Source organism: Sphingorhabdus sp. (assembly GCF_044239665.1).
GTDB lineage: Bacteria > Pseudomonadota > Alphaproteobacteria > Sphingomonadales > Sphingomonadaceae > Sphingorhabdus_B.
In genome coordinates, this window is record NZ_JBIIBA010000040.1 from 1 (window position 1) to 11,075 (window position 11,075).

Sequence of the window (11,075 nt, forward strand, 5' to 3'; positions counted from 1 at the left end):
ATCATAACCGATTCACCCTTCGATCCTGACAACATGGCACTTAGGAGCTAAACCCGTGTCGCACTTCGCCCCGATCGCCAACTGGCTTGCCAATGACCGCAAAGGTCATACGTTGCCGCGTGGCTTGTATGTCAGTGATGAAGCGTTCGCATTCGATACGCAGGTCATGCTCAAATCGGTCTGGCTATATGCCTGCACCGTCGCCCATGTGAAAAATCCGGGCGATTATTTCCTGTTCGAACTGGCGGATAACTCCATCATCATCGTGCGTGGGCGCGATAATGAGGTGCGGGCATTTTGGAACAGTTGTCGGCATCGCGGTGCAAAGGTCTGCCTTGAACAGCGCGGTCGTGCGCCACGTTTGATGTGTCCTTATCATCAATGGACCTATGGCCTTGATGGGCAATTATTGGCTGCGCGCAGTATGGCAGAAGATTTCGACAAGGCAGACCATGGCTTGAGTCCAGTTGCGCTGGAAAATGTCGGTGGGCTGATTTTCATCTGCCTCAGCGACAATCCGCCGCCGATGGATCGTGTGAAAACTGACATTGTGAACCAGATCGCTGTCTATGACCTCGAAAAGCTAAAGGTTGCGGTTCAGGATGATTATATCGAAGACGCCAATTGGAAGCTGGTTATGGAAAATAACCGCGAATGCTATCATTGCGACGCGGGCCACCCCGAACTGATCAGCGTGTTAGGAACAACAGGGTTCGGCAAGGACGCGCCTGCCGATGATCATCTGGAAGAAAAGCGTGCAGAATGGCAGGCATTAGGCATTGGCCATGATTTAATCGAGTTTCCCGATGGTTGGTGGCATCGCGTCGCGCGTTTGGCATTGGCAAACGGCGCGGTGACGCAATCGATTGATGGCAAGCTTGCGTGCCAAAAACTGATTGGGCCATTCAAGGCGCCGGAAACATCGAGCCTCTCGGTCTGGACTCAGCCCAATAGCTGGCACCATTTTTGTTGCGATCATGTGGTCACATTTTCTCTGACCCCGATTGGCCCCGACAAAACTCTGCTTCGGACTAGCTGGCTGGTACATGAGGATGCTGTTGAAGGGGTTGATTACGATCCTGATCATCTTGCCGCGTTGTGGCGGGCTACGAATGTGCAAGATGGATATTTCTCTATGGTTAACCATCAAGGCATTGCGAATGACGGCTATGTACAAGGGCCCTATGCTGTCGAGGAAAAGCTGGTTGAGGATTTCAAAGATTTCTATGTCGACCGAGCCAGGGCGGCGTTGAAGGCGGAGACAAGATGACGACACTTCCTATATCAGGTTCGATAAAGATGACGGGTGATGGCTGGAAGCCGGGCAAGCGGTCCGGTGAAACCAACCTTTCACTTATCGATGATCCGCGCGGGTACCGCACGATGGTGACGAAAATTGCCGCCGGCCCCTTGGGCGAGATGCACGCACATGACGAGATCGAGCAAATCTACGTCATTGAAGGTGATTTTTTTGATGATGATGCCAGCTATGGTCCCGGTGATTTCCTATTGCGTATGCCCGGTACCATGCATCGGGCGGGCAGCAAAAACGGATGCACGATGGTAATTGTTTACACCCCTTTGGTTGCGGGTGCCGCATGACCCGCTTCAGCGCGTTAAGCCTGTTTACGAAAGCGTTTGGGGGGCATCAAAATTGGCCTGAGCAATGGCCCGATGCTGCGCCGAAGCCTGCTTATGATGCAATTATCGTCGGCGGCGGCGGGCATGGTCTGGGCGCGGCATATTATCTCGCCAAGAAATATGGGATTACTAACGTCGCCGTGCTTGAAAAGGGCTGGATCGGTGGCGGCAATACCGGACGGAATACGACGATTATCCGCTCCAACTATCTGTATGACGAAAGCGCGCATCTTTACGATCACGCGGTGAAATTGTGGGATGGCCTCAGTCAGGAGCTGAACTATAACATCATGTATTCCAAGCGCGGCGTCATGATGCTCGCGCACAATGTGCATGACGTACAAAGCCTTCAACGGCACATTAATGCCAACCGCCTCAACGGTGTCGATAATGAATGGCTGACGCCCGAACAGGCGAAGGCTTACTGCCCGCCATTGAACATATCGCCAGACGCGCGGCATCCGGTCTTGGGGGCTGCACTGCAACGGCGCGGCGGCACTGCACGGCATGACTCGGTTGCCTGGGGCTATGCGCGTGCGGCGGCTGCTTTGGGCGTCGATATCATTCAGAACTGCGCCGTGACGGGTATTCGTCGCGGTGCCGATGGCGCCGTAGAGGGCGTGGAAACCACGCGCGGTTATATTGGGTCAAAGCGTGTCGGCGTATCGGCTGCGGGTAACACGTCGGTTATCATGCAAATGGCGGGCCTCGACTTTCCGCTCGAAAGCTATCCTTTGCAGGCACTGGTGTCCGAACCGATCAAACCGACTTTCCCATGCGTCGTGATGTCGAATACGGTCCACGCCTATATGAGCCAGTCGGACAAGGGCGAGTTGGTGATTGGCGCGGGAACAGACCAATATGTCAGCTATTCGCAACGCGGCGCGCTGCACATTGTGGAACATACTCTGGCGGCCATTTGCGAGATTTTTCCGATTTACCGTCGGATGCGGATGTTGCGGACATGGGGCGGCATCGTCGATGTGACGCCCGATCGATCGCCGATATTGGGTAAGACGCCGGTCAAGGGGCTTTACGTGAACTGTGGCTGGGGCACGGGCGGGTTTAAGGCCACGCCGGGTGCAGGGGACTTGTTGGCATATACCATGGCAAAAGATGAACCGCATAAGATCAACGCCCCCTTCAACCTCGACCGGTTCCGCAATGGGCGGTTGATTGACGAAGCGGCAGCAGCAGCGGTGGCGCATTGATATGATCCTGATCCACTGCCCATATTGTGACGAGAAGCGTCCGGAAATTGAATTTGCCAATGCAGGACAGGCGCATATTGCGCGGCCGCTCGACCCATCCGGTCAAAGCGACGCGGATTGGGAGACCTATCTGTTCATTCGCGCCAACCCGCGTGGGCGGCACCATGAACGCTGGCGGCATATCCATGGTTGCGGACGTTTCTTTAACGCGGTGCGCGATACCGTGACCGATAAATTTGAAACCACATATAAAGCTGGGGAGCCGCGCCGATGAGTGGCTTTCGCCTTGAAACTGGCGGACGCATTGACCGCAGCCAGCCTGTTCGATTCCATTTCGACGGCAAGACCTATCACGGCTTTGCGGGGGATAGTTTGGCGTCGGCTTTGCTCGCCAATGGTGTCATGCTGTTCGGCAGATCCTTCAAATATCACCGCCCGCGCGGGCTAGTTGCGGCGGGCAGCGAGGAACCAAATGCCCTGATTTCGGTCAATCGTGGACCAGGGCGATTTACCCCTAATTTGCGGGCGACGGGTGTTGAAATCCACGATGGACTCATTGCGACCAGTCAAAATCGCTGGCCCTCTTTGGCGATGGACTTTGGTGCGATTAACGACCGGCTGGGCATGTTTTTTCCGGCAGGTTTTTACAACAAAACATTCATGTGGCCGCGTTCTTTTTGGGACAGAGTGTACGAACCAGCCATTCGCAAAATGGCGGGGCTCGGCGATGCACCGACCACCGAAGATCCCGATGTTTATGCATCAACCTACGCGCATTGTGACCTTTTGATTATTGGTGCAGGGCCCGCCGGTATCGACGCCGCACTTGGCTTTATGGATACAAACAAGCGTATTGTCCTGATAGATGAGCAGGATGAATTGGGCGGCGGCGCTTTGGCGGACCCTGCTTTATGGCCATGGCTGGAGCGTAGCGTCAAAGCATTGACCGATGCACCCAATGTTACGATCCTGACGCGCACGACGGCTTTCGGTTATTATCACGACAATTTCATTGGCGCGGTGCAGCGGCTGACCGACCATCTTCCTGATGTAACGCAGGCGCCGCGCGAGAAATTGTGGCGCATCAGGGCAGGTGAAGTCGTGCTGGCGCAAGGTGCTATCGAACGACCTTTGGTTTTCGATGGCAATGACACACCCGGCGTGATGCTGTCGTCCGCTGCGAAGGTCTATGCCAATCGTTACGGCGTAGCGGTGGGTAAAGCGCTGGCGTTAATGGCATCGCACGATAGCGGCTGGCATGATGTGTTCGCACTGGCCAAAGCGGGCGTTGGCATTTCCGCCATTATCGATGTTCGTGAAAGCGTAGACAGCGCATTAATGCTTGAGGCCAGCCGTCTGGGCATCACAGTTCACTTGAACCACGGCGTTGTTGGCGTGAACGGCAGGCATAATGTCCGTTCCATCGATATCTGCGATTATGACAGTCAGCAGGTACACCGCATTCATTGTGACGCGCTGTTGATGGCAGGTGGCTGGACGCCAAGCGTGCATTTATGGTCGCACAGCAAGGGCAGCCTGAAATGGCGCGATGACCTGGGTGCTTATGTCCCAGATGTGCCAAATGAAAATGTGCACTGTGTTGGTGGATGTTCGGGTGATTGGGATTTTGGCGCGGGCGCAATTATCGATATGTTGCCGACGCCTAAGGACCAAAGCCGCATAAAGGCGTTCGTCGATTTCCAGAATGATGTGACGGCAAAGGATATCAAGCTTGCGGTGCGTGAGGGCTTTCGTTCTATCGAGCATATCAAGCGCTACACCACCAATGGCATGGCGACCGACCAAGGCAAGACATCCAATCTCAACGGCCTGCAAATCGCTTCGTCCGCGCTGCATAAGCCCGTTACCGATATTGGGCTGACGAGCTTTCGTCCGCCTTACACGCCGCAGACATTTGGGGCATTGGCCGGACATGCCAAAGGGGCTTTGTTCCAACCCACACGGACAACCAATATCGATGACTGGGCGCAAGCGCATGGCGCGGTATTTGAACTGGTCGCACAATGGCGAAGGGCACGTTACTTCCCGCATCTAGGTGAAGATATGCATGCCGCCGTGAACCGTGAATGTGTTGCGGTGCGGTCGTCGGTCGGTATTTTTGATGCATCGACGCTGGGTAAAATTGAAGTTGTCGGTCCCGACGCCGCCGAATTCCTAAACCGCATGTATACCAATCCTTGGAAGGCGCTCGAGCCCGGACGGTGCCGTTACGGCCTGTTGTTGAAGGAAGATGGTTTTATCACCGACGACGGTGTGTCGGCACGGCTGGCACCAGATCGGTTCCACCTGACCACGACAACTGGCGGCGCGGCGCGCGTGCTGAATATGATGGAGGATTATCTCCAGACCGAATGGCCCGACCTTGACGTGTGGTTAACGAGCACGACCGAGCAATATGCGGTCATTGCCCTGCAAGGCCCCAATGCACGCAAGGTTCTTGAACCACTATTGGAGGGCATTGACCTGTCGGCAGAGGCCTTTCCACATATGGCGATCCGGGAGGGCAGAATATGCGGCATAGAAACGCGCTTGTTCCGCGTGAGCTTCACCGGCGAACTGGGCTTTGAGATCAACGTGCCGACGGCTTATGGTCGGGCTGTGTGGGAACAATTGATGGCGCAGGGCGCGCAATATGGCATCACGCCTTATGGTACCGAGGCGATGCATGTTTTGCGCGCCGAAAAAGGTTTCATCATTGTAGGGCAAGATACTGACGGTACAGTCACGCCCTTTGACGCCGGTCTCGATTGGGCCGTGGGCAAGAAAAAGCCTGATTTTGTTGGCAAACGATCCATGGCCCGGCCGGATATCGTCGCATTGGGCCGTAAGCAGTTGGTCGGCCTGCTGACCGACGACCCGAATCTTGTGTTAGAGGAAGGCGCGCAGATTGTTGCTGACCCCAAGCAACCGATCCCGATGACGATGATTGGCCATGTGACATCGTCCTATTGGAGCGAGACGCTTGGCCGTTCGATTGCGATGGCACTGGTTGCTGGGGGACATGATATGACGGGCAATACGCTCCATATTCCGATGCCAGGCAAGACGCATACGGCCAAAGTCAGCGGCCTTGTTTTCTACGACCCGGAAGGAGCGCGGCTTCATGTCTGAGGCCCTTATTCGTCATGAGCCTGTGTCCGATACTCCCTTTGTAGCGGAGGGTGTCCGTATCAGCCTTGCGCCGCCGATGCAGCGTCACGCGTTGCGGGCGCACAATGCGGAGGATTTGGAAGGCTTGTTAAAGGTCAAGATGCCAAGGAAAATCGGTGCATCCCAAGGCGGCATTATGTGCCTTGGTCCCGATGAATGGTTTTTACGTAGCGAAGTTGGTACGGCGATCCCGACCGGGGAAGGTCTGCCTGTGGCGGTGACCGATGTCAGCGAACGGTCCATATGCCTTATCGTCGAAGGGCCGCGCGCATCGGAAATTTTGATGGCGGGATGCCCGCTTGATCTTGGCCAATTTGCGGTCGGTCAAGCCACGCGAACCATTTATGAAACGGTCGAAATCATAGTCATGCGTGCGGCAGAAGATCGTTTCCATGTCGAAGTTTGGCGTAGTTTTTCTGCATGGCTTTGGATGGCGATGACCATGGCCGCACGCCATTGACCGAGCGGCATCGCACCTTTGGGGGAGGGTTCAATGGCAGATTGGGATAAAGCAATAGATCTGGGCAATTACGGCCAGTCCAATCGCAATTGGGGCGGGATGCACATCAATCCCGCTGTCTTCTTGCCAACCGCGTTCATTTCCTTCGCGGTCATATTATTCAGCCTGATTGCGCCAAAAGCGTCGACGGACCTGTTCGCCGCTTTGCGCAGTGGTGCCGTTTCCCATTTCGACTGGTTCTTCATGACGTCGGGGAATCTGTTGTTGCTGTTTTGTGTTGTTGTGGCGGTGTCGCCGCTGGGTAAAATCCGCTTAGGCGGCAAAGGTGCCACGCCCGATTATTCGCGACTGTCTTGGTTTGCGATGTTGTTTGGCGCTGGCATGGGCATCGGCCTTGTCTTTTATGGCGTTGGCGAACCGGTAACCCATTTCACCTCGGCTATGTCCGGTGGACCTGCGGCGCCATTGGGAGGCGCCGTTGGTGATGCTGCTGCAGCTCGCAGCATCGCGATGGCGGCGACCATATTTGACTGGGCGCTGCACCCGTGGGCGATTTTCGCCGTGACGGGCCTGGCGCTCGCCTTATTCAACTTTAACTTCAAAATGCCATTGTCCATGCGGTCTGCATTTTACCCCCTGTTCGGCAAGGCTGTTTGGGGCCGTACAGGCGATGTTTTGGAAATTCTGGCGGTGCTCGCTACAATCTTTGGGCTGGCGACGTCTCTTGGCCTTGGTGCGCAACAAGCAATGGCAGGGATTGCCTATCTCTATGACGTGACAAGCTCGTCTCTGACGATATTGGCGCTGATCTTCGTGATGGCGGGCATCACCTTTCTGTCGATCCGGGGCGGCATTGATCGTGGCATCCGGATTTTGAGCGAAGTGAACATGTGGGTGGCCTTTGCGTTGTTGGTTTTCGTTTTGACCACGGGCTCCACGCTGCAACTGCTTAGCGACCTTGCCAGCAACATTTATAACTATCTCAAACTGCTCCCGGCTTTATCCAACCCCGTTGGGCGCACGGACACGGGCTTTTACAATGATTGGTCCGTATATTATTGGGCGTGGTGGATGAGCTGGGCCCCCTTTGTCGGCATGTTCATGGCGCGTATTTCATTGGGCCGAACGGTGCGTGAATTTATTGCCGGGGCTATGATTTCGCCAAGCTTGCTCGGCATATTGTGGCTGACTATTTTTGGCGATGCCAGCATTGCGCAGATTGTTGCTGGCAATGGCGCAGACTTGGCCAAAGCATCGCTCGATACGCAATTATTTGTACTGCTGGGGGCGCTACCTTGGGCGCAACTCACCTCCTTTGTGGCGATTGCCCTCATCCTGATCTTTTTCGTGACAGGATGGGATTCGGGTACTTTGGTCATCGATACGATGACAGCGGGTGGTCGCACCGACACGTTGCTGAAGCAAAAGACAATCTGGTTAGTTGCGGTGGGTGGTATCGGCGTCCTTCTCCTCCTCAATGGCGGTCTGACCTCGCTGCAGGCAGGCGCTATCGCCACGGGATTGCCCTTGGCCTTCATCTTGCTGGGCATGTGCGTCGGCACATTAAAAGGGTTACTGGCCTTACATCGACGTCCGGTTAGTGCGGATGACCCGGTATAGTGATGCAAGCATGCAACGCCGCTGAAACATAATCCGCCTATGTCGAAAATGCATGGCATCATTACGTAAAGTTTCGAATAGCCATTAGCGCAGGTAATATTAGCCATTGGCTTTGCCTGAGCGCTTCAAGGGGCTGTTGTATGAAATTGCCACAGGAATTCGATCTGCACGCATTGGAAGTGTTCATCATGACCGTTGAACTTGGCGGCATGTCGCAATGCGCCGCGCATCTGCAGGTCACGCAATCGGCGGTTTCGCAAACGATTGCCCGGCTGGAAATCGGTATTGGCGCATCCTTATTTGACCGCACGATGCGCCCATTGGGCTTAACGGCAAGCGGAAAATCGCTGTTTGCGCGCGGTCACAAGCTCATCGCCCATGCCCGCCTTGCCTATGATGAGGTCCGCGAAGGTGCAAATCTTCCCATTTCTAGCATCACGGTTGCGATGTCCTTCAGCTTGGCCAATGAACTTACCGCGCCTATTCTGCAGCATCTTGGGCCGCGGGCAGACCGATGGAACATCCGCTCAGGCATATCGCTGGAGCATCAAGGCGAATTTCTGGCGCGGGACATCGACATGATGGTCACCGGCAGCTTCAGCCTTGAACATCGCGACACGGTGGAACTGCACCCTGTGTTTGAGGAAAGCTTCATCATGGTTTTCCCGAAAGATTTTCGCGAGCCATTGGACATAAGCGGCGTGCCATCATCCCTGCCGTTCATCCGTTTTTCCCGCCTGACGGGCACCGGCCAGCAAATCGAACGCCAGATTGTTCGGATGAAGTTGAAACTGCCGCAGATGGTCGAAGTGGAATCCTCGCATCAGCAATTGGCGTTGGTCGCCGCAGGCATTGGATGGACCATCACAACGCCAGTATGCTTGGCGGCGGTGCCGGAGCTTCTGCCCGAACTGCGTGCCGAACCGATGACGCGTGGGCGCTTCTCCCGCGCAGTTCAGGTTGTGGCGCGGATGGATGAACTGGGCGATATTCCGCAGCGCACGGCGGCTTTGTGTCAGCAGGTCTTGCAGGAAAAAACCTTCCCGCCGCTGATTGCCGAATATCCTTGGATGGCTCAGCAATTGTCATGGCCGGCTCCAACGCTCGACGGCGCGGAGATGATCGCATGATCCGCAACATCTGGCTTGCTTGCCTTGCGCTGCTCGTCGCACCCGTCCATGCGGGTGTCCCGAGTATGCCGGGCGTTGACGCGCCGGAACTTGCGGCCTTGGGCCCAAATAAGGTTGGTTTCCGTTCGGTGCTGCTTACTCATCAAAATCAGCCGGATGTCGAGAAGCCAAATCCTAACGGCGCTGAAGTCCCGCTTGTTGATCGCAATTTGCGGGTGGATATTTGGTACCCCGCAACGGTCAAAAATGGCGCAAAGCCGATTATCTATCGCGGAAGCCTGTGGGCCGAACCCCCGCATCCACCGGTCAATTTTACGCAAAAAGGCATGGCGGTCAGTGGCGCGAAGGCAGCAGGTGGCAAGCATCCTTTGGTGATCATCAGCCATGGCTATAGCAATAATCCCGCCATGATGACGTGGTTGACCGAAAATTTGGCGTCCAAAGGCTATGTCGTTGCGGCGATCCATCACAATGACCCAAACCCCTATGTCACATCACCCAGCACCCGCGCCGCGCCCAATTTCAACCGACCGCGCGACATCGTCTTTGTCGCAGGCGAACTGCGCGCTGTTTTGGGCGACCTGATCGACGCGGATAATGTTGCGCTGATTGGCTATTCACAAGGCGGCTATGGCGTGCTGACCGCTGGCGGGGCATCGCTGGATCCGGCAGGGCCGAATATGGATCTGGTCGCGGGCGGCTGGCTCAAGACATTTGCGCGGGGACGGGCGCAGGCCGATGCCATGGCGCTAAAAGGGGTGAAGGCCATTGTCGCGCTGGCACCGGCTGGCGGCGCGCCACGCAGCTTATGGGGCGCAGAAGGTCTTGCCGCGCTCACCGCGCCTTTGCTGTTGATCCATGGCGATAGCGACCCTGTGGTGGATTATAAAAGCGGCGCGCTGGCGGTCTTTAATGGCGCGGTGAACAGCCACCGCTATCTGCTCACCTATAAACAGGCGGGCCATGCCATTGCCCTCAACCCAGCCCCGCCGGAAATGCGCGGGACCGTGTGGGATATGGACTGGTTTGAAGACCCCATTTGGCGGCAAGACCGGCTGAACGCCATCAACCTGCATTTCATCACTGCGTTTCTGGCCGTGCATCTGCGAAAAGACGACAGCAAGGCGGCCTATCTGAATGTGGCTGTCGAAAATTCGGATGACGGGCAATGGAATGCGCCTGCCGGAACAGCATGGGGCGCCTATAGCCCCGGCGGCGAAGGCGTGACATTATGGAAGGGCTTCCAACGCCGCCATGCACAAGGGATGATGTTGCAGCATCAGGCAGCCGCGAAGTAAGGATAGTACCGCTCCGTCACTTACCAAAACGTCAGACTTTGTTCGCGAAGCCGTGGATATACGCAAAGCGCCCCCGCCGCAAAGGCAGTCCCCAAAAGCCTCAGAATTGCTGGCAAGTTCACACCAAAATCGCATTTGACCAAATTGCGCAATATATCGGGCGCGCAATAAAATTTCCTACAGCATTGCGGCGGGAGAGACGCGCGTAGGCGGGTGTTATGGGATGCCGCATTTGGCTGTCAAAGAACAGCCGTTATATTACAATGGACTAGAGCATAAATCAAGTGCGGCGATAGCCGATTGGACGGTGACGCGACGCCGGAACTGGCAACGGACGGGCCACCACAAAGGGCAATCACCAGAAGGAGACGTTCCGGATACGACCCATATTCAGACGTTGTCTTGCGGCCTGAGGCACCTTATACCAGCGTGCGCTGATGCTGACTCAGATTTGGGATTCCCAATCGGTTGAAAGTCTGATTCTATGTTGTTCTTCATTTGGAGGAGGTGACATGGGAGCATCGATTAGCTTGCGGGATGATTT

9 protein-coding genes are annotated in these 11,075 nt (G+C 55.6%); all 9 read left to right on the forward strand.

What is annotated here, in order from left to right; all coding sequences use genetic code 11:
* Window positions 1-55 precede the first annotated feature (55 nt).
* The 9 genes from ACILP3_RS09955 (at window position 56) to ACILP3_RS09995 (ending at window position 10,531) form a co-directional block, all read left to right on the forward strand.
* Window positions 56-1,270 (forward strand): aromatic ring-hydroxylating dioxygenase subunit alpha, encoded by a 1,215-nt coding sequence (locus tag ACILP3_RS09955; RefSeq protein ID WP_395616482.1) that lies wholly within the window; start codon window positions 56-58, stop codon window positions 1,268-1,270.
* Window positions 1,267-1,602, forward strand: a complete 336-nt coding sequence (locus tag ACILP3_RS09960) for a cupin domain-containing protein (protein ID WP_395616483.1) — start codon at window positions 1,267-1,269, stop codon at window positions 1,600-1,602. The genes ACILP3_RS09955 and ACILP3_RS09960 overlap by 4 nt, the downstream gene beginning before the upstream one ends.
* Window positions 1,599-2,852, forward strand: a complete 1,254-nt coding sequence (locus ACILP3_RS09965; protein WP_395616484.1) for a sarcosine oxidase subunit beta family protein — start codon at window positions 1,599-1,601, stop codon at window positions 2,850-2,852. Before ACILP3_RS09960 ends, ACILP3_RS09965 begins: the two co-directional genes overlap by 4 nt.
* Window position 2,853: 1 nt before the next feature.
* Window positions 2,854-3,126, forward strand: a complete 273-nt coding sequence (locus ACILP3_RS09970) for a sarcosine oxidase subunit delta (protein ID WP_295493115.1) — start codon at window positions 2,854-2,856, stop codon at window positions 3,124-3,126.
* A complete protein-coding gene (locus ACILP3_RS09975; RefSeq protein ID WP_395616485.1) occupies window positions 3,123-5,984 on the forward strand; it encodes a 2Fe-2S iron-sulfur cluster-binding protein in 2,862 nt (953 codons plus the stop codon). Before ACILP3_RS09970 ends, ACILP3_RS09975 begins: the two co-directional genes overlap by 4 nt.
* Window positions 5,977-6,483: a sarcosine oxidase subunit gamma gene (locus tag ACILP3_RS09980; protein WP_395616486.1), complete on the forward strand. Its 507-nt coding sequence runs from the start codon at window positions 5,977-5,979 to the stop codon at window positions 6,481-6,483. Before ACILP3_RS09975 ends, ACILP3_RS09980 begins: the two co-directional genes overlap by 8 nt.
* A gap of 33 nt (window positions 6,484-6,516) precedes the next feature.
* The gene (locus tag ACILP3_RS09985) at window positions 6,517-8,103 is read left to right on the forward strand and encodes a BCCT family transporter (protein WP_395616487.1); all 1,587 of its coding nucleotides are present in this window, start codon (window positions 6,517-6,519) and stop codon (window positions 8,101-8,103) included.
* Between the two features lie 140 nt (window positions 8,104-8,243).
* A complete protein-coding gene (locus tag ACILP3_RS09990) occupies window positions 8,244-9,233 on the forward strand; it encodes a LysR family transcriptional regulator (protein WP_395616488.1) in 990 nt (329 codons plus the stop codon).
* On the forward strand, window positions 9,230-10,531 hold the full coding sequence (locus tag ACILP3_RS09995; RefSeq protein WP_395616489.1) for an alpha/beta hydrolase family protein: 1,302 nt from the start codon (window positions 9,230-9,232) through the stop codon (window positions 10,529-10,531). The genes ACILP3_RS09990 and ACILP3_RS09995 overlap by 4 nt, the downstream gene beginning before the upstream one ends.
* Window positions 10,532-11,075: the final 544 nt, after the last annotated feature.

Excerpts from the sequence above, each read along its gene's own strand:
- ACILP3_RS09975 (WP_395616485.1), top strand. The coding sequence starts at position 3,123 with ATGAGTGGCTTTCGCCTTGAAACTGGCGGACGCATTGACCGCAGCCAG.
- ACILP3_RS09960 (WP_395616483.1), top strand. The coding sequence starts at position 1,267 with ATGACGACACTTCCTATATCAGGTTCGATAAAGATGACGGGTGATGGC.
- ACILP3_RS09980 (WP_395616486.1), top strand. The coding sequence starts at position 5,977 with ATGTCTGAGGCCCTTATTCGTCATGAGCCTGTGTCCGATACTCCCTTT.
- ACILP3_RS09965 (WP_395616484.1), top strand. The coding sequence starts at position 1,599 with ATGACCCGCTTCAGCGCGTTAAGCCTGTTTACGAAAGCGTTTGGGGGG.
- ACILP3_RS09985 (WP_395616487.1), top strand. The coding sequence starts at position 6,517 with ATGGCAGATTGGGATAAAGCAATAGATCTGGGCAATTACGGCCAGTCC.
- ACILP3_RS09995 (WP_395616489.1), top strand. The coding sequence starts at position 9,230 with ATGATCCGCAACATCTGGCTTGCTTGCCTTGCGCTGCTCGTCGCACCC.
- ACILP3_RS09990 (WP_395616488.1), top strand. The coding sequence starts at position 8,244 with ATGAAATTGCCACAGGAATTCGATCTGCACGCATTGGAAGTGTTCATC.
- ACILP3_RS09970 (WP_295493115.1), top strand. The coding sequence starts at position 2,854 with ATGATCCTGATCCACTGCCCATATTGTGACGAGAAGCGTCCGGAAATT.